The sequence below is a fragment of the Dactylosporangium sp. CS-047395 genome (assembly GCF_050942185.1).
Lineage (GTDB): Bacteria > Actinomycetota > Actinomycetes > Mycobacteriales > Micromonosporaceae > Dactylosporangium.
In genome coordinates this window covers 10,685,907-10,703,541 of sequence record NZ_CP192015.1, presented here as the reverse complement: position 1 = coordinate 10,703,541, position 17,635 = coordinate 10,685,907, and the positions used below count along the sequence as shown (strand labels likewise).

At 71.7% G+C, this 17,635-nt stretch carries 15 protein-coding genes; 10 read left to right on the top strand and 5 right to left on the bottom strand.

The genetic code is table 11. From position 1 onward, the window contains the following. The first annotated feature begins 83 nt into the window (after nucleotides 1–83). The 5 genes from ACQP00_RS49940 (at nucleotide 84) to ACQP00_RS49920 (ending at nucleotide 6,714) form a co-directional block, all read left to right on the top strand. A complete protein-coding gene (locus tag ACQP00_RS49940; RefSeq protein ID WP_433211151.1) occupies nucleotides 84–1,553 on the top strand; it encodes a glutamate--cysteine ligase in 1,470 nt (489 codons plus the stop codon). A gap of 7 nt (nucleotides 1,554–1,560) precedes the next feature. Next, nucleotides 1,561–2,280 carry an enoyl-CoA hydratase/isomerase family protein gene (locus ACQP00_RS49935; protein ID WP_433211148.1) on the top strand — a complete coding sequence of 240 codons (720 nt, stop codon included), beginning with the start codon at nucleotides 1,561–1,563 and terminating at the stop codon, nucleotides 2,278–2,280. Nucleotides 2,281–2,343: 63 nt separating this feature from the next. Next, the gene (locus ACQP00_RS49930; protein ID WP_433211145.1) at nucleotides 2,344–4,263 is read left to right on the top strand and encodes an ArnT family glycosyltransferase; all 1,920 of its coding nucleotides are present in this window, start codon (nucleotides 2,344–2,346) and stop codon (nucleotides 4,261–4,263) included. Between the two features lie 112 nt (nucleotides 4,264–4,375). Continuing rightward, complete coding sequence (locus tag ACQP00_RS49925; protein ID WP_433211142.1) at nucleotides 4,376–5,593, top strand: glycosyltransferase; 1,218 nt, start codon at nucleotides 4,376–4,378, stop codon at nucleotides 5,591–5,593. A gap of 71 nt (nucleotides 5,594–5,664) precedes the next feature. After that, nucleotides 5,665–6,714: a hypothetical protein gene (locus ACQP00_RS49920; protein ID WP_433211139.1), complete on the top strand. Its 1,050-nt coding sequence runs from the start codon at nucleotides 5,665–5,667 to the stop codon at nucleotides 6,712–6,714. A 73-nt stretch (nucleotides 6,715–6,787) separates the two neighbouring features. Here ACQP00_RS49920 and ACQP00_RS49915 read toward each other — a convergent pair whose 3' ends face one another. Further along, a complete protein-coding gene (locus ACQP00_RS49915) occupies nucleotides 6,788–7,294 on the bottom strand; it encodes a PaaI family thioesterase (protein ID WP_433211136.1) in 507 nt (168 codons plus the stop codon). 65 nt (nucleotides 7,295–7,359) lie between these two features. On the opposite strand from ACQP00_RS49915, the gene ACQP00_RS49910 reads away from it, so the two are divergent. The 4 genes from ACQP00_RS49910 (at nucleotide 7,360) to ACQP00_RS49895 (ending at nucleotide 13,032) form a co-directional block, all read left to right on the top strand. Then, on the top strand, nucleotides 7,360–7,845 hold the full coding sequence (locus ACQP00_RS49910; RefSeq protein WP_433211133.1) for a winged helix-turn-helix transcriptional regulator: 486 nt from the start codon (nucleotides 7,360–7,362) through the stop codon (nucleotides 7,843–7,845). Between the two features lie 124 nt (nucleotides 7,846–7,969). Then, on the top strand, nucleotides 7,970–9,778 hold the full coding sequence (locus tag ACQP00_RS49905; protein WP_433211130.1) for a S8 family serine peptidase: 1,809 nt from the start codon (nucleotides 7,970–7,972) through the stop codon (nucleotides 9,776–9,778). A gap of 39 nt (nucleotides 9,779–9,817) precedes the next feature. Continuing rightward, the gene (locus ACQP00_RS49900) at nucleotides 9,818–12,295 is read left to right on the top strand and encodes a putative bifunctional diguanylate cyclase/phosphodiesterase (RefSeq protein ID WP_433211127.1); all 2,478 of its coding nucleotides are present in this window, start codon (nucleotides 9,818–9,820) and stop codon (nucleotides 12,293–12,295) included. A 38-nt stretch (nucleotides 12,296–12,333) separates the two neighbouring features. Further along, nucleotides 12,334–13,032, top strand: a complete 699-nt coding sequence (locus ACQP00_RS49895) for an NRDE family protein (protein ID WP_433211124.1) — start codon at nucleotides 12,334–12,336, stop codon at nucleotides 13,030–13,032. Here ACQP00_RS49895 and ACQP00_RS49890 read toward each other — a convergent pair. From ACQP00_RS49890 to ACQP00_RS49880, 3 genes are read right to left on the bottom strand one after another with little or no spacing between them, the layout of a single operon-like run. Beyond that, on the bottom strand, nucleotides 13,017–13,802 hold the full coding sequence (locus ACQP00_RS49890) for an SDR family NAD(P)-dependent oxidoreductase (RefSeq protein ID WP_433211121.1): 786 nt from the start codon (nucleotides 13,800–13,802) through the stop codon (nucleotides 13,017–13,019). The two genes, ACQP00_RS49895 and ACQP00_RS49890, sit on opposite strands and share 16 nt — an antisense overlap. A gap of 8 nt (nucleotides 13,803–13,810) precedes the next feature. Continuing rightward, on the bottom strand, nucleotides 13,811–14,437 hold the full coding sequence (locus ACQP00_RS49885) for a DUF998 domain-containing protein (protein WP_433211118.1): 627 nt from the start codon (nucleotides 14,435–14,437) through the stop codon (nucleotides 13,811–13,813). Between the two features lie 9 nt (nucleotides 14,438–14,446). After that, nucleotides 14,447–14,887 carry a DUF4396 domain-containing protein gene (locus tag ACQP00_RS49880; RefSeq protein WP_433211115.1) on the bottom strand — a complete coding sequence of 147 codons (441 nt, stop codon included), beginning with the start codon at nucleotides 14,885–14,887 and terminating at the stop codon, nucleotides 14,447–14,449. A gap of 103 nt (nucleotides 14,888–14,990) precedes the next feature. Here ACQP00_RS49880 and ACQP00_RS49875 point away from each other — a divergent pair, with 103 nt between their 5' ends. Continuing rightward, a complete protein-coding gene (locus ACQP00_RS49875; protein WP_433211112.1) occupies nucleotides 14,991–15,956 on the top strand; it encodes a LysR substrate-binding domain-containing protein in 966 nt (321 codons plus the stop codon). Between the two features lie 22 nt (nucleotides 15,957–15,978). Here ACQP00_RS49875 and ACQP00_RS49870 read toward each other — a convergent pair whose 3' ends face one another. Next, the gene (locus tag ACQP00_RS49870; RefSeq protein ID WP_433211109.1) at nucleotides 15,979–17,538 is read right to left on the bottom strand and encodes a cellulose binding domain-containing protein; all 1,560 of its coding nucleotides are present in this window, start codon (nucleotides 17,536–17,538) and stop codon (nucleotides 15,979–15,981) included. Nucleotides 17,539–17,635 lie beyond the last annotated feature (97 nt).

Genomic DNA, 17,635 nt, shown 5'->3' with positions numbered 1-17,635 from the left:
AATCCGGCGGGCGGGCAGGAGTAAAAATCCACGGTTCGTGGTATGCCAGATGCACGGTTCTCCCGGGTGGAGGGTGGCATCCCATGGGCAAGGACGTCGAGTCGACGGTGTTCAGCCGGGAAGACCGGATGCGCTACCGGGACAAGGTGCGCCGCTGCCTGGACGCCTTCGCGCGGATGCTCGCCGAGGACCCGTTCGAGGCCGGCAACGGCATGAGCGGCCTGGAGATCGAGCTCAACCTGGTCGACGAGAACTACGACCCGGCGCTGCGCAACCAGCGGGTCCTCGACGCGCTCGCCGACCCGGCCTTCGTCACCGAGCTCGGCCAGTTCAACATCGAGATCAACGTGCCGCCGCAGCGGCTGGCCGGCGACGGCCTGGCCCGCTTCGAGGCCCAGGTGCGCGAGAGCCTCAACGCGGCCGAGGAGCACGCGGCCCAGGTCGACACCCGGCTGGCGATGATCGGCATCCTGCCCACCCTGCGCCGCGACCTGCTGACCCCGGACGTGCTGTCGGCCAACCCGCGGTACTCGCTGCTGAACGAGCAGATCTTCGCGGCCCGCGGCGAGGACCTCATGATCGCCATCGACGGCGTCGAGCGGCTGCACGTGCGGTGCGACTCGATCGCACCCGAGGCGGCCTGCACCAGCGTGCAGTTCCACCTGCAGGTGGTGCCGCAGCAGTTCGCGGCGTACTGGAACGCGGCCCAGGCCATCGCGTCGGTGCAGGTGGCGCTGGGTGCCAACGCGCCGTACCTGTTCGGCCAGGAGCTGTGGCGCGAGACCCGCATCCCGCTGTTCGAGCAGGCCACCGACACCCGCGCCGAGGAGCTCAAGAGCCAGGGCGTGCGGCCCCGGGTCTGGTTCGGGGAGCGGTGGATCACCTCGATCTTCGACCTGTTCGAGGAGAACGTGCGGTATTTCCCGGCCCTGCTGCCCATCTGCGAGGACGAGGACCCGATCGACGTCCTCGACCGCGGCGAGGCGCCCCGGCTGGGCGAGCTCAAGCTGCACAACGGCACCATCTACCGGTGGAACCGGCCCATCTACGACGTCGTGGACGGCAAGCCGCACGTGCGCGTGGAGAACCGGGTGCTGCCGGCCGGGCCGACCGTCGTGGACAGCATGGCCAACGCCGCCTTCTACTTCGGCCTGGTGCACCGCCTGGCCGGGCAGGACCGTCCGGTGTGGACGCAGATGTCGTTCGGCGCGGCCGAGGAGAACTTCCACACCGCGGCCCGGCACGGCATCGACGCCTCGGTGTTCTGGCCCGGCCTCGGCACCCTGCCGGTGACCGAGCTCGTGCTGCGCCGGCTGCTGCCGCTGGCCCACGAGGGCCTCGACGAGTGGGGCGTCGACCCGGCCCACCGCGACCGGCTGCTCGGCATCATCGAGCACCGCTGCCTGTCCCAGCGCAACGGCGCCACCTGGCTGGTCGAGGCCGCCCACGCGATCGACGGCAGCGGCCCGGTGCAGCGCGACGACACCATGCGCAAGCTGCTCGCGGAGTACCTTCCGAGGATGCACTCGAACGTCCCCGTCCACGAATGGTGACTCGCCTGTGGTAACCGGGGAACTGGTCCTGACCCAGGACGGCCCGCTCGCCACGCTCGTCATCACCAACCCGGCCAAGCGCAACGCGATGACCGCGGCGATGTGGGGTGCCCTCCCCGGGATGCTCGACGCCCTGGCCAAGGACCCGGCGGTACGGGTCCTCGTGGTGGCCGGGGCCGGCGGGACGTTCTGCGCGGGCGCCGACATCACCGAGGCGGCGGCGATCGCCCGGTCCGGCGACGACAGTCTCGCGGTCGCGGCCGAGCGCGCCCTGGCCGAGTTCCCGCGGCCGGTGATCGCCCGCATCGACGGCTTCTGCGTCGGCGGCGGCTGCCAGCTGGCCGTCGCCTGCGACCTGCGGGTCGCGGCGGAGTCGGCGCGCTTCGGGATCACCCCGGCCAAGCTCGGCATCGTCTACCCGCCGTCGACCACCCGCCGCCTGGCCGCCTTGGTCGGGCCTTCCAAGGCGAAGCTGCTCTTGTACACCGCTGAGCTCTTCCCAGCCGCGGAAGCGCTGTGCATGGGCCTGGTCGACGTCCTGGTCCCGGACGGCGACCTGGCGGCGACGGTGGACGACCTGGCCGCGACGATCGCCGCCCGGTCGGAGCTCACCCTGCGGGCGGCGAAGGCCGTGCTGGGGGATCTGCCGGTGCCGCCGCAGGGCGAGGCCGAGATGGCCGAGGGCATCGCCGCCTTCAAGGAACGCCGTAACCCGAGCTGGGACTGACTCACAGCTCGCGCACAGCCTGTCCGCACGGGGCCGGAAGGCGCGCGCCGCACCTTGATGGTCATGACCACCACGCTGACCCCTCCGGCCGCGCCTCCCGCGCCCGCCGAGACCCGGGCGCGGGCCGGCGATCCCGTCTGGGTGCGGCCCTCGCTCGTCCTGCTGCTGCTCGCCACGGGTGCGCTGTACCTGTGGAACCTCAGCGCCTCCGGCTGGGGCAACGCGTTCTACGCGGCCGCGGCCCAGGCCGGCGGCGAGAGCTGGAAGGCGTGGTTCTTCGGCTCGTCCGACGCCTCGAACTTCATCACGGTCGACAAGACGCCGGCCGCCCTGTGGGTCACCGGCCTGTCGGTGCGGCTGTTCGGCCTCAGCTCGTGGAGCGTCCTCGCCCCGCAGGCGCTGATCGGGGTGGCGACGGTCTGGCTGCTGTACGTCACGGTCCGCCGCTGGCACGGCCCGGCCGCCGGCCTGCTCGCCGGCGCGGTGCTCGCCGGCACCCCGGTGGCCACCCTGATGTTCCGGTTCAACAACCCGGACGCGCTGCTCATGCTGCTGCTCGTGGCCAGCGTCTACGGCGTGCTGCGGGCCATCGAGCGCGGCAGCACCTGGTGGCTGATCTTCGCCGGCTCCGCAATCGGCTTCGGCTACCTCACCAAGATGCTCCAGGCCCTGCTGGTGGTGCCGGCGTTCGGGCTGGCGTACCTGCTCTTCGCCCCGACCGGCTGGACCCGCCGCCTGGTGCAGCTGCTGGCGGCGGGCGCGGCGGTCATCGTCTCGGCCGGCTGGTGGGTGGCGGCCGTGTCGCTGACCCCCGCGTCCTGGCGGCCGTACGTCGGCGGCTCCCAGACCAACTCGATCCTGGAGCTCACCCTCGGCTACAACGGCTTCGGCCGGCTGACCGGCGACGAGACCGGCAGCGTCGGCGGCGGAGGCGGCGGCTGGGGCGAGACCGGCTGGTCGCGGCTGCTGGACGGGCAGACCGGCGGCCAGGCGTCCTGGCTGCTGCCGGCGGCGCTGATCCTGACCGTGGCCGGCCTGATCTGGTCGAGTCGCAAGGCGGCCTTCGTCCTGTGGGGCGGCTGGCTGATCACCACCGTGCTGGTCTTCAGCTACATGCAGGGCATCTTCCACGACTACTACACGGTGGCCCTGGCCCCCGCGATCGGCGCGCTGATCGGCATGGGCACGGCGACGTTGTGGCGCCGCCGCTCCGACCTGTACGCCCTGCTGGTCCTGGGCGGCACGGTCGCGGTCACCGCGGTGTGGTCGTACATCCTGCTCAACCGGGCCACTGACTTCCACCCGTGGCTGAAGGTGGCGGTGCTCATCGCCGGTGCCCTGGGCGCGGCCGGCATTCTGCTGAGCCAGCAGCTGAACCGCAACCTGCGGCTGGCCGCGGCGGCGCTGGCCCTGGTCGCCGTGCTGGGCGGCCCGATCGCCTACTCGCTGAACACCGCCGCGACGGCCCACACCGGCTCGATCGTCACCGCGGGTCCCACCGTGGCCGGCGGCAACGGCTTCGGCGGCGGCGGTTTCCGCGGCGGTGGCGGCTTCGCCGGCGGCGGCGCTGGTTTCGGCGGCGGCACCCGGGGCGGCGGCGGTGGCGGCATGGGCGGCATGGGCGGCCTGCTCAACGCCACGACGCCGAGCAGCGAGGTGGTGGCGGCGCTGCGGGCCGACGCGTCCCGGTACACCTGGGTGGCCGCGGCGGTGGGCTCCAACAACGCCTCGGGCTACCAGTTGGCGACCGAGCTGCCGGTGATGGCGATCGGCGGCTTCAACGGCAGCGACCCGGCGCCGAGCCTGGCCCAGTTCCAGCAGTACGTGCGGGACGGCAAGATCCACTACTTCATCGGCGGATCGGGGCTGGGCGGCCAGAGCAACGGCGGCAGCAGCGTGAGCGCGGAGATCGCGGCCTGGGTCGAGGCCAACTACACGGCCACCACGGTCGGCAACACGACCCTGTACGACCTGACCGGCTGAACACAGCGCAGCTCGAACGGCCCCGCCTTCCGGCGGGGCCGTTTCGCGCGTTCACAGCCCGATCACAGGCTTGCGGGATCTTGCCGGAAGGTCCGGGCCCGAATCTTCGAGCATGAGCACTGAGACGCTTCCTCGCGCGGTCGGCGCGGGCGCCCGGAACGTCGGCGCCGTTCTCGACGTCGTCATTCCGGTCCACAACGAGGAGGCGGATCTGGGCCCGTGCGTGCGCCGGCTGCACGCGCACCTCAGCGAGAGCTTCCCGTACCCCTTCCGGATCACGGTCGCCGACAATGCGAGCACGGACGGTACCCCCGAGGTGGCCAAGGCGCTCGGCGTCGAGCTGGACGGGGTCGAGGTGCTGCGGCTGGCCGAGAAGGGCCGCGGGCGGGCGCTGAAGCGGGCGTGGTCGGCGTCGGACGCGCCGGTGCTCGCGTACATGGACGTCGACCTGAGCACCGACCTCAACGCGCTGCTGCCGCTGGTCGCGCCGCTGCTGTCCGGGCACTCCGACGTCTCCATCGGCAGCCGGCTGGCGCGCGGCTCGCGGGTCGTGCGCGGGCCGAAGCGCGAGTTCATCTCCCGCTCGTACAACCGGATCCTGCGCACGACGCTCAGCGCGAACTTCTCCGACGCCCAGTGCGGCTTCAAGGCCATCCGCCGCGACGTCGCCGAGCAGCTGCTGCCGCTGGTCGAGGACACCGGCTGGTTCTTCGACACCGAGCTGCTGGTGCTGGCCCAGCGGGCCGGGCTGCGCATCCACGAGGTGCCGGTGGACTGGATCGACGACCCGGACAGCCGGGTCGACATCGTGGCGACGGCCGTGGCCGACCTGAAGGGCATCGCGCGCCTGGGCCGGGCCCTGGTCACCGGCAAGGTTCCGGTGGCCGCGCTGCGCAGCCGGCTCGGCCGCGCGCCGCTGGTCGAGGGCGTGCCGGCGGGCCTGCCGGCGCAGCTGCTGCGCTTCGGGGCGATCGGGGTCCTCTCGACGGTGGCCTTCCTCGGCCTGTACGCGCTGCTGCGCCCCGAGATCGGCGCCCAGGCCGCGAACTTCGGGGCGCTGCTGACGACCGCGATCGCGAACACCGCGCTGAACCGCCGGTTGACGTTCGCGATCAGGGGCGGCGACGGCGCGGTACGACATCAGGTCCAGGGTCTGTTGCTCTTCGCTCTTGGCCTGGCACTGAACGCGGCCGCGCTGGCCGGGCTGGACGCGGCCGCGCCGGTGCACAGTCACGCGGCCGAGCTGGGGGTCCTGCTGTTCGCCAACGCGGTGACGACGCTGCTGCGGTTCGTGCTGATGCGGGTCTGGGTGTTCCGAAAGGACATTTAGGTCAAGTCTGACACGCGGGAGTCGCCCGTACGATACCGTCAAATGTGGTGAAAGCGGGATTTCTTCATGAAGTGCGCGACGGCGTCACGCCGCGCGCGGGTGCGCTGGTCCTCGCGGTCCTGGCCCTCCAGCTGGCGTTCATCGCGAGCTATATCGGAGCCTTCCACGAGCCGACCCCGCACCGGATTCCTGTGGCCGTCGCGGCGCCCCCGGAGGCCCTCGACGACCTGGTCGGCAAGCTCGACCGGCTGCCCGGCGAGCCGCTGGACGCGCGCCCCGCGTTCAGCGAGGACGCCGCACGCCGGATGATCGACCGGCGCGAGGTGTACGGGGCGTTCGTCGTCTCCAACACCGACGCCACCGACCGGCTCATCGTCGCCAGTGCCGCCGGCGCGAGCGTGGCCACGGTTCTGGAGCAGATCTTCACCCCGCTCGAGGACGCCCAGGAGCGCGCGTTCACGACCGAGGACGCCCACCCGGCGCTGCTCGGCGACGCGCGCGGCCTGTCGGGCTTCTACCTCGCGCTGGGCTGGGTCGTCGGCGGGTACCTCGTCGCGCTCGCGGTCAGCATGAGCAAGGGCGCCCGGCCGGCCAACCCGCACCGGGCCCTGATCCGCCTGCTGTCGCTGGCCGTCTACTCGGCCCTCTCGGGCGTGGGCGGCGCGCTCATCGCGGGCTCGCTGTTCGGGGCCCTGGGCGGCCACCTCGCGCAGCTGTGGTGGTTCGGCGCGCTGCTGGTCTTCGCGTCGGGCTGCTGCACCATGGCCCTGCAGGCGGCGTTCGGCTTCGTCGGTACCGGCCTGACGGTGCTGCTCTTCGTCGTGCTGGGCAATCCGAGCGCGGGCGGGGCGTACGCGGCGCCGCTGCTACCACCCTTCTGGCGGGCGATCGGCCAGTGGCTGCCACCGGGCCTGGGCACCGAGGCGATCCGCGGCATCGTGTACTTCTCCGGCGCGGGCGTCCAGCGCGCCGCGATCGTTCTGGGCGGGTATGCGCTCTTCGGCCTGATCGGCACACTGCTGGTGGCCCAGATCGCGCAGCCGCGCCAGGTCGTGATCACGCCTGGTCAATCGGTGGTGCCGGCGGGCGCTCGCGAAGCGGTGCCATCGGCGCGTACTTAGATCCGATATGTCGGGCATCGTTCCTCAGCCCGACATATCGGATTTATACCTTATTTCGGGTCGCTATCTCCTATTAGTCGATGTCGTAGATCATGCAGGTCGACGTGGCGTGGGCGATCAGGGCGCCGCGGGCGTCGGTGATGCGGGCCTCGGCCAGGGCGGTCCGCCGGCCCTTGGACAGCACGGTCCCCTCGCAGGTCAGCGTGCCCGAGGCGATCGACGCCGGGCGCAGGAACCGGGCGTTGAGGTCCAGCGTCGTGTACCCCACGCCGGCCGGAAGCGTCGAGTGCACCGCGCACCCCGTGGCGGTGTCGAGCAGGGTCGCGAGCACCCCGCCGTGCACGGTGCCGAGGGGGTTGTAGTGGTACTCGCGGGGCTCCAGCGTGACCCGCACGTGCCCCTCCTCGGCCTCGATCCGCCCGGTGCCGAGCAGGTGCGTGATCGGCGGGGCCGGCAGCTCGCCCCGGCTGATCGCCCGCAGCAGCTCCAACCCGCTGACCCGGCCGAGCTGTTCGGCGTTGAGCATCGGGTCGGACCAGGAGAACGTGCGGGTGCGGAGGTCGCCCTCGGTCTGCGTCATGGACTCAGCCTCGCGGCGGCCGCTGGATCTGTCAACAAGACTCAGCTCGGGGTTAGCCTGATCGCATGAGACCGAAGGCCCTCGAGTTCTCCGTCGACAACTGCACCATCGGGCGCGCGATGGCGATCCTCGGCGAGCGGTGGACCATCGTCGTACTGCGGGAGGTCTTCAACGGCATCTTCCGCTTCGACGACATGCGGGTGCGGACCGGCATTCCCCGCCAGGTGCTCACCAACCGGCTCGGCGTGCTCGTGGACAACGGGATCCTGCGCCGCGTGCCGTACCGCGAGCCGGGTGCGCGAGCGCGCGACGAGTACAAGCTGACGGAGATGGGGTTCGATCTTTACCCGATGTTCGTGGCCCTGCGCGAGTGGGGCGACCGCTACCTCGCCGACCCGGGCGGCCCGCCTTTGGAGACCGTGCACCGCGGCTGCGGCGCCCACGTCCACGCCGAGCTGGTCTGCGAGCAGGGCCACGCCGGGATCACGCCCCGCGACGTCGTCCCACAGGCCGGCCCCGGCGCGATCAGGCGAATCCCCGCTGAGGTGTAGGCCCTGTCCTGGTGCCGCGCGTCACCCAGCGTGAGCGAAGTACGACCGATCTGTTGACAACGTTCCGTTACGAACTGCCCAACCATGGATCACGGCGAGTCATCGACCCATGGAAGGGGCCCGCATGCCGAGCAGACACCGGAGCGCACTGGGCGCCGCGTCAGCCGCGATCATCGCGATCACGGCGGGGGCGGTCGCGCCGGGCGGGCCGGCGGCCACCGCAGCCACCACACCGACGGTCACCACCGCCGGACTGACCCGCGTCATCGTCGAGTACTCCGACGCCGACGCGGCCGCACGCGCGGTCACCCGCGCCGGCGGCACGGTCGGTCAGGCGCTGTCCGTCGTGGACGGCTTCGTGGCCGAGGTACCGAGCCAGCAGATATATGCGCTCAAGTCCGCGCAAGGAGTGCGCGGCGTGACCGTGGACGGAACGGTCTCACTCTCCGCGGCGCGATGGCGCGCCGACGGCGACTCCAACTCGATGTTCAGTGTCGTGCGCGCCACCGGCGCCCTCGACGTGTGGAAGAAGACGGACTCAGCACTGCGGAACATCACCGGGCAGGGCGTCGGCGTGGCGCTCATCGACTCCGGCGTCTCCCCGGTGACCGGCCTGAACGACGCGACCCGGATCGTCAACGGGCCGGACCTGTCGTTCGAGTCGCAGTCGGCGAACCTGCGCTACGCGGACACGTTCGGCCACGGCACGCACATGGCCGGGCTGATCGCGGGCCGCGACCCGCTCACCAACGTGCTGACCGTCAACGACCCGAGCAACTTCACCGGCATGGCGCCGAACGCCACGCTGGTGAGCGTCAAGGTGGCGGCGGCCGACGGGGCGACCGACGTGTCGCAGGTCATCGCCGGCATCGACTGGGTGGTCACGCACCGCAACGATCCCGGCCTGAACATCAAGGTCATCAACCTGTCCTTCGGCACCGACTCCAACCAGGACGAGAAGCTCGACCCGCTCTCGCACGCGGTCGAGTCGGCCTGGAAGAAGGGCATCACCGTGGTCGTGTCCGGCGGCAACGACGGCACCACCCGCAGCAACCTGTCGATGCCCGCGATGAACCCGTACGTCATCGCGGTCGGCGCGGCCGACTCCAAGGGCACCGACTCGCGCTCCGACGACGTCGTGGCCGATTTCAGCAGCCGCGGCAACGCCACCCGCTCGGTCGACCTGACCGCGCCCGGGCGCTCGATCGTCGGCCTGCGCGACCCCGGCTCGTACGTCGACGTGAACTACCCGACCGGGCTCGTCCCCGGCGACACGACGGGCCGCTACTTCCGCGGCAGCGGCAGCTCCCAGGCCGCGGCCATCACCTCCGGCGCGGTCGCGCTGCTGCTGCAGCAACGCCCGTCGCTCACTCCGGATCAGGTGAAGAAGCTGCTCACCAGTACCGCCGACAACATGCCCAAGGCCGAGAAGCTCGGCAGCGGCGCGGGCGAGCTGAACATCAAGAAGGCGATCGACGCGCCGACGCCGACCGCGGCCGCCGCGGCCCAGACCTGGGCGTCCTCCACCGGGGCCGGCTCGCTGGAGTCCTCCCGCGGCAGCGCCCACGTCGCCGACCCGGTCAGCGGCGTGGAGCTCACCGGCGAGAAGGACATCATGGGCAAGACCTGGAACGGCACCACCTGGGGCAAGGCGGCCACCGCCGGCACCGCGTGGACCGGCGGCACCTGGAACGGCGCGACCTGGACCGGCACGTCCATGAACACCGGGCTGTTCACCGGCCTGCTCACCGAGAAGAGCTGGTCCGGGGCCAACTGGTCGGGCACCAACTGGGACGGCCGCACCTGGAGCGGGCGGACCTGGAGCGGCGCCACATGGGACGGGCGCACATGGAGTGGCCGAACTTGGTCAGGAAACACCTGGAGCGGCCGAACTTGGAGTGGGAGCTACTGGTCCAGTTCCATCTGGAAGTAATCCCACGGATGCCGTGATTTCGTACAAACAGGGCGATTGATGAAGAAAGTTAGCGGTTGGAGTCGCCCGGACGCACGGGTCGCGACACTCAGTCTGTGGCTGGGTGTCGCGACCGTCGCGGCCCACGCGCTGCGTATCCGCTCGGTCGGGCTGCCGGCCGACCCCAATCCGGTGCCCCTGGCGATCCTGCTCGTCGCGTTCGCGCTGACCGAGGGCTTCGCCATCCACATCCGGGTCCGCCGCGGCGGGCACGCGATGAGCCTCAGCGAGATCCCGATGGTCCTGGGACTCCTGTCGGTCGACCCGACGCTGCTGCTCTGCGTCCGGCTCATCGGCGGGGTCGTCGGTCTGACCGTGCTGCGCCGGCAGCGGGGCATCAAGCTGGGCTTCAACCTCGCCCTGCTGGGGGTGCAGACGACCGCTTCGGCCGTACTGCTGCGGGCGCTCGCCGGCCCGTCCCTGCCCAGCGGGCCGCGGGAGTGGCTGCTGGTCCTGGTCGTCATGCTGGCGGCCGACGTGATCGCCGCAGTGCTGGTCACCGCCGTGATCGCCCTGCACGACGACCCGGGCGAATGGCGCCGGCTCCCCAGCGCTCTGCAGGGCCTGCCGCTCGTCGCCATCACCACCAGCATCGGGCTCATCAGCGCCCTCGCCATCGAGCGGGACGCGCGCGCCATCGCCCTGCTGGGCATCGTCTCCGCCGTCACGTACCGCGCCTATCGCGCCTTTGTCCGCCAGAGCCAGGGCCACCAGCAGGTCGAGGAGTTGTACGCGTTCACGCGCGCCCTCGACGGCCCGCTCGACACCCGCGGCGTGGCCCGGATCGTCCTCGAACAGGCCCGCGACCAGCTGCGCGCGGAGCGGGCCGAGCTCATCATCCCCGGCCCCGAGGGCACCTACCTGCGGCTGCGCATGCACGGGCAGAGTGCCTTCGAGATCGGTACCGTAGACGTCCTGCCCGCCACCGCCTGGTGGCAGCCCGCGCGGTCCGGCGAGCCGGTGCTCGTGACCAAGGGCAGCCGGGTGATCGGCTCGATCGACGACGGGATCGCGGTGCCCGTACCGCTGAACGACGGCGACTCCGGGGTGCTGCTCGTCGCCGACAGCCTGCCCGACATCCCGACCTTCGGCGAGCAGCACGTGCGGCTGTTCCAGGCCCTCGCCAACCACGCGAGCCTCTCCCTCACCAAGGCCCGCCTGCTCGACGACCTGCGCCGCGAGGTGGCGCTCAAGGAGCACCTGGCCACCTACGACCCGCTGACCGGCCTGCCCAACCGGCAGCGCTTCCAGGCGCTGACCGACCAGTTGCGAGCTTCGGGCACCCCTGTCGCGGTACTGCTGATGGACCTCGACCGGTTCAAGGACGTCAACGACGCTCTCGGCCACGACGTCGGCGACCAGCTGCTCCGGCTCGTGGGCGAGCGGCTGCAGGAGCGGCTGGGCGAGCGCGGCACGGTCGCGCGGTTCGGCGGGGACGAGTTCGCGGTACTGCTGCCGAACATGCGCACCCGCGAGGTCGCCATCGCCGTGGGCGACGACCTGGGCGCCGCCATGGAACAGCCCATCCCGATCGGGCACCTGCGGCTCAACGCGCGGGTGAGCATCGGCATCGCGCTCGCCCCCGAGCACGGCAACGACGCCAAGACGCTGATCCAGCGCGCGGACGTGGCGATGTACGTCGCCAAGAACACCCACACCGGCGTGCGCGTCTACACCAGCGACGACGACCGCAACAGCCCGCGCCGGCTGGCCATGGTCGCCGACCTGCGCGAGGCGATCCAGCGCCGCGACATCGTGGTGGTCTTCCAGCCCAAGCTCTCCACCGCCACCGGCCAGGTCGTCGGGGCCGAGGCCCTCGCGCGCTGGCACCACCCCGTGCACGGGTTCGTCCCGCCGGACGAGTTCATCCCGCTCGCCGAGCACTCCGGCCTCATCCGCCCCCTCACGCTGCACGTCCTCGAGGTGTCCCTGCGCCGCTGCGCGAGCTGGCGCCGGATGGGCCACGACATGCACGTCGCGGTCAACCTGTCGCCGAACAGCCTGCAGGAGACCGACATCCCCGACATCGTGGCGCGACTGCTGGGCCAGGCCGACGTGCCGGCGAGCGCGCTGACGCTGGAGATCACCGAGAGCAGCATCATGGCCGATCCCACCGGCGCCCTGGCGATCCTCGACCGGCTCCACGCGCTGGGGGTCAAGCTGGCCATCGACGACTTCGGCACGGGCTATTCGTCCCTGGGCCGCCTACGTGAGCTGCCCATCCACGAGATGAAGATCGACCGCTCCTTCGTGCAGCGCATCGCCGTCGACCACCGCGACCGGGCCGTTGTCCGCTCGGCCGTCCAGCTCGGCCATGCCCTCGACCTGATGGTGGTGGCCGAGGGCGTTGAGGACGAGGAGACGCTCCTGCACCTGCGCCGCGAGGGCTGCAACCTGGTCCAGGGCTTCTTCATCTCCAAGCCGCTGCCGGCCGACGAGTTCGCGGATTGGCTCACCGCGCGCGTCGCGGTCGGCTGACGTTTCATTTCCCTTTTGGGACGAATAACGTTCGGTCCATGTGCACCGTGCTCCTCCGGTTCGACCCCGACGCCACGTGGCCCGTCCTGCTGGCCGCGGTCCGCGACGAGTACCTGGCCCGCCCCTGGGAACCCCCGGCCGAACACTGGCCGGGCCGCTTCGGCGGCCGCGACAGCACCGCGGGCGGCACCTGGCTGGCGGTCGACCCGGCCCGCCCCAGCGTCACGGCCCTGCTGAACGGCTACCCACCCCTCCCGGCCGCGGGCGACCGCCCGACCCGGGGCTCGCTGCCCCTGGCCCACCGGCTGCCCTCGGACGACGTGCTGCGCTCCTTCGACGCCTTCCACCTGGTCCGCGCGGAGCCGACGGAGGTCGCGGTCACGTCCTGGGACGGCGTGCAGGTGACCCACCGCCTGCTGGAGCCCGGCAACCACGTCTTCGTGAACCAGGGCGTGGACGTCAACGCCTTCGCGCCCTTGCAGTCCGCCGCCACCCCGGACCCGAAGCCGGGCCAGCCACCGGCGGAGGCCTGGGGCGACTGGATCGCCCTGCTCTCGGGCGGCGAGTTCACCGGCGCGGCCGTGCGCCCCTTGCTGGTGCGGCGCGAGGTGGAGGGGCTGCTGTACGGGTCGGGGTCGGCCGCTCTGGTGGCGATCGGGGAGCCGGGGGTGCGCTACGACTTCACGTCGAACCCGGGCCCGGACGCCACGTGGTCCGAGATTCAACTCCCCAACTGAACCAGGTCGAGCGAGGACTCCCACAGGCGGCGGGCGCGGTCGGGGCTGGTCGAGCGCGGGGTGGCGGCGAACGGCTGGCGCAGGAAGTAGTAGCCGCCCGGGGCGAGCTCGCCCGCCGGGGCGTCCGCCAGCCACTGCAGCGTCTCCGCCGCCCGGGACGGGGAGGTGAACAGCACCGGGATGAGTTTGCCCAGCATGAACAGCGGGCTGCTGGACGCGAACCGGCTGCGCACCAGGCCCGGGAAGAACGCCGTCGGCAGCACCCCGGACGAGGTCCAGCGGCGGGCGGCCTCCAGGGTGAAGAGGATGTTGGCCTGCTTGGACGAGCCGTACGCGAGCCAGCGTGCGCGGTGCCACAGCGACGGCCGCAGCGGGTCGTCCACGTTCAGGACGCCCCACGCCTCGGCCAGCGAGGCGGTGGTGATCAGCCGGGCGGTGCCGGCCGCGCGCAGGTGGGGCAGCAGCTCGTGGGCGAACAGGAAGCCCGCGAGGTGGTTGACGAGGATGGCGCGCGGGCCGCGGTACAGGCCGCCGGCGTTGTTGACCAGCACGTCGATCCGGTCGCAGGCGGCGCGGACCTCGGCGGCGGCCGCGCGGACCCGGTCGAGCTCGCCGAAGTCGGCGCGCACGGTCGTCGAGCCCGGCAGTTCGGCGCCGATCGCGGCCAGGCGGCGCTCGTCGCGGCCCAGCAGGATCAGGCGGTCGCCGGCGGCCGCGAACCGGCGCGCGGCGGCCTGGCCGATGCCGGCGCTGGCCCCGGTGATCACCACGGTCCGGTTCATGGGCGCCGGCGCCACAGGTCGGGCAGGGCGAACGGACCCGCCGCCGGGCCGAAGCAGTGCCGCAGGGCCGCGAAGATCACCCAGGCCGAGACCGCGATCAGGGACACCCGCTCCGCGATGCCGGTGAGCAGCGAGCGGCCCGCGAACAGGATGCCGGCGGCCGACACCAGCAGCGGCGGGTACGCGATCACCACCCCCAGCAGGCCGGTCCAGCGGGACGGGGGTGGCAACAGGGAGTACAAGAGGATGGCCAAGGCACAGAGCAAGAGGGCGCCGATCGCCGCCGCCGCGTGGATCAGGTCGCGGGGTGCCGGGGTCTCGTAGGGCGGCAGCGGACAGCCCGGGCTGCAGTGCACCGCGCCGGACAGCGCGGCCAGCGGGGCCGCCGCCGCCAGGGACAAGCCGAGCAGCGACAGCACCCGCCGGGCGGGCACCGCCAGCAAGGCCAATGACAGCGCCAGCAGGGCCAGGGACAGCGAGTACAACCAGGCGCGCGGAGCTCCCGGCACGCCCGACTCGGAGACGTACGCCGACCACGGCGAACCGGCCACCGCGAGGCTCAGCCCGGCGGCGCCCAGGCCGCCCGCCACGGCGGACGCGGCGGCCGGCCAGCGGTTGATCACCAAGCCAGCTTAGTGATGGTGCTGGTGCACCACCGCGTGACCGCGGCCGCGGGCGATCAGCCAGCGGTTCACCGGCACGGTCACCGCGAACGCCACCACCAGCGAGATCGCCAGGCTGAGCCAGAACAGCGGCGAGGACAGCCCGGCGTCCATGGCGCCGGGGATGGCCAGCACGACCGCGTTGTCGACGATCTCCATCGACGTGATCGAGGCGGTGTCGGCGGCCAGCACCACCGGGACGGCGGCGGCCAGGGCCAGGCCAGCGGTGAGGACCGAGCGCAGGGTCAGGGCGTAGCCGAACACGAAGGCCAGCGCGATCGACAGCACGATCGTCGGCAGGTTGGACCAGCCCAGGGCGGTGCCGACGACCATGCCGAGGACCTCGCCGATGGCGCAGCCGGTCAGGCAGTGCAGGGTCGCGGTCACGGCCTGGCGGGTGAGGGATTCCATAGCGTCGAAGTATATACCCCCCGGGGGTACCGCCTTGTAAAAACGGCGTGTCTCGATGCTTTTAGGCCTTCTGCCAGGAGCGGAACGGCCCTACCGTCTTGGTATGGAACTGGAGCTGCGGCATCTGCGCGTCGTATGCGCGATCGCGGACGCCGGCAGCGTGACCAAGGCCGCGTCCGTGCTCGGCCTGGCCCAGCCCGCGCTCACCGCGCAACTGCAGCGGATCGAGCGCGCGCTCGGCGGGGCGTTGTTCGAGCGGGACCGGCGCGGTGCACGAGCAACGCCGCTGGGGGAGCTGGTACTTGCACGGGCCCGGGTTCTGCTGCCGGCCGTGAAGGGACTGCAGGACGAGGCGACTCGACTGGCGAGCGCGAGCGAACAACAGCATGGGCGGTACCGAATAGGGGCGGTCAACGGCCCGATCCTGGGCGGCCTCGTGCATCGGATCACCAGCAACCACCCGGCCGCCCAGGTCGCCACGCACGCATCGTGGTCGTCCACCGAGCTGGGCGATCTCGTGCTGGCCGGGAAGCTGGACTTCGTGCTGGTCGGGGCGTGCGGGGACGCGCCGCCGGCGACGGACACCGGGCTCGCCTGGCGGGTGGTCGCGGCCGATCCGGTGTTCCTGCTGCTGCCCGAGGGGCACGTGCTGGCCGGGCGGGACGAGGTGGAGCTGTCGGAGCTCGCGGAGGCCCAGTGGGTGGCGGCGCCGGGGGACGGGTGCTTCTCGTCCTGCCACGCGGCGGCCTGCGCGCGGGCCGGGTTCACGCCGCGGGTGCTGTTCGAGACCGAGGTGCGCGGCGCGATCGACCTGATCGAGTCGGGCGACGCGGTGGGGCTGTGCCAGGCGACGCTGCGGCCGATGGCGGGGCTGGTCACCGTGCCGATCGCCGGGGCGCCGCTGCACTGGCGGCAGATGCTCGGGTGGCTGCCGGACGGGCCGGCGGCGAACCTCGCGAGCCAGGTCTGGGCGTACGCCATCGAGTCCTACGCGGATGCGGTGCGGCGCAACGAGCGGTACTCGAACTGGCTGGGCCGGCACCCGGACCGGCGGGGGCTCGCCCTGTAGGCCGGCCCCCGCCGTCAGAACATCAGCCGGTGAACGTGGCCGTGATCTGGGTGTACTGCCAGTTGTTCTGCGCCACGCCGGAGCAGTTCGCGACCACGCCGCCGCCGGGGCAGGGCCGGTCCCGGTTGACCGACCAGAAGGCCAGGCGGGCGAGGTGGTTGTTCTGTGCGTAGTCGCGGATCTGCTGCCACTGTGCCGGGCTGGTGTTCTCCTGCTGGTCGGACAGGCCGTTCATGCCGGAGATGCCCATGTGCCGGTAGGCGGTGGCGTCGTCCCAGCCGAAGCTGGACTTGAGCATGGTCTTGAGGCCTTCGGAGGCGCTGACCGTGCTCTGGTACATGTTGGCGCCGCCGCCGAAGTCGAACGGCATGATCGTGAACACGTCGATGTTGGCGCCGGTGGACTGGGCCCGGCTGATGAGTTGCTGGGCGTAGTAGCCGGGGCCGGTGGTCGCGGTGCCGAACGTGACGATCGTCTTGATGCTGGGGTTGTTCTGCTTGACGATCTTGAGTGCGTCGACGATCCGGTTGCGGACGGTGTCGTTCTCGAACTCGTCGGTGTTCTCGATGTCGATGTCGATCGCTTTCAGCCCGTACGCGTTGATCACGGTCTGGTAGGCGCCGGCCAGGGCCTGCGGGGTGGAGCAGTTCGGGCCGAGCTTGTTGCCCTGCCAGCCGCCGAAGGACGGCACGACGTCGCCGCCGCCGGCGCGGATCTGGTTGATCGCGGTCTGGTCGACGCCGCCGGTGAGCGGCCGGCTGCCGTCCCAGGCCGGGGTGCAGCCGCCGCTGGAGAGCACGAACGCCATGGTGAACCACTTGATGCCGGTGGCCTGCTGCACGGTCTGCGGGTTCGGCGGGTCACCCCAGCCCATGTACAGGTACGGCGCCGCCGCCCCGCCCGCCGGGGGGTTCGTGGTGCCGCCGGTCGTGGTGGCGGTGAGGCTGTTCGACGCGGCCGACTCGCCCTGCGCGTTGTAGGCCTTGACCGTGTACGTGTGGGTCGAGCCCGCGGCCAGCCCGGAGATCGTGGTGCTGGTCCCGGTGACCGTGGCGCGGACGGTGCTGCCCTCGTAGACGCGGTACCCGGTCGGGCTGCCGGTCGAGGCGTTCCAGGCCAGCGCCAGGCTGGTGTTGGTGGTCGCGGTGACCCGCAGGTTGCCCGGCGCGCTCGGCACACCGGGGTTCGTGGTGCCGCCGGCGCACGAGGCGCCGTTCAGCGTGCAGTTGGCCGGGTCGCCGCTGCCGGCCGCGATGAAGCCGAAGCTCACCGAGCCGCCCGCCGGGATGGTGTTGTTCCAGCTGCCGGTGAAGACGATGTGGCCGGTCGAGCCGGTCCGGTTGCTGTCCCACGACGAGCTGACCGAGGTGCCGGACGGCAGGTCGAAGGCGACCGTCCAGCCGTTGATGGCCGACGCGGTGCCGTTGTTGATCGTGTACTTCGCCTCGTAGCCGGAGCCCCAGGTCGAGGTCTTGGTGAACGTCGCGGTGGCGCCCGCGGCGAATGCCGGCGTTTGGGTGATGACGGTGGCCGCGACCGTTGCCAGGGCAGCCGCGATCACCCCGATTCGCAGTCTCCGCACGATGGTCCTGCCTCGGGTAGAAGGGGGGTTAGGGCGCCCTTGGCAGCGAAGGTTACGCGAAGGTTTGTTAACAGTAAAGATGCCGATCTATAACTTG

Coding starts and splice junctions, on each gene's coding strand:
- ACQP00_RS49940 (WP_433211151.1), top strand. CDS start 84: ATGGGCAAGGACGTCGAGTCGACGGTGTTCAGCCGGGAAGACCGGATG.
- ACQP00_RS49930 (WP_433211145.1), top strand. CDS start 2,344: ATGACCACCACGCTGACCCCTCCGGCCGCGCCTCCCGCGCCCGCCGAG.
- ACQP00_RS49925 (WP_433211142.1), top strand. CDS start 4,376: ATGAGCACTGAGACGCTTCCTCGCGCGGTCGGCGCGGGCGCCCGGAAC.
- ACQP00_RS49915 (WP_433211136.1), bottom strand. CDS start 7,294: ATGACGCAGACCGAGGGCGACCTCCGCACCCGCACGTTCTCCTGGTCC.
- ACQP00_RS49910 (WP_433211133.1), top strand. CDS start 7,360: ATGAGACCGAAGGCCCTCGAGTTCTCCGTCGACAACTGCACCATCGGG.
- ACQP00_RS49905 (WP_433211130.1), top strand. CDS start 7,970: ATGCCGAGCAGACACCGGAGCGCACTGGGCGCCGCGTCAGCCGCGATC.
- ACQP00_RS49900 (WP_433211127.1), top strand. CDS start 9,818: ATGAAGAAAGTTAGCGGTTGGAGTCGCCCGGACGCACGGGTCGCGACA.
- ACQP00_RS49895 (WP_433211124.1), top strand. CDS start 12,334: ATGTGCACCGTGCTCCTCCGGTTCGACCCCGACGCCACGTGGCCCGTC.
- ACQP00_RS49880 (WP_433211115.1), bottom strand. CDS start 14,887: ATGGAATCCCTCACCCGCCAGGCCGTGACCGCGACCCTGCACTGCCTG.
- ACQP00_RS49875 (WP_433211112.1), top strand. CDS start 14,991: ATGGAACTGGAGCTGCGGCATCTGCGCGTCGTATGCGCGATCGCGGAC.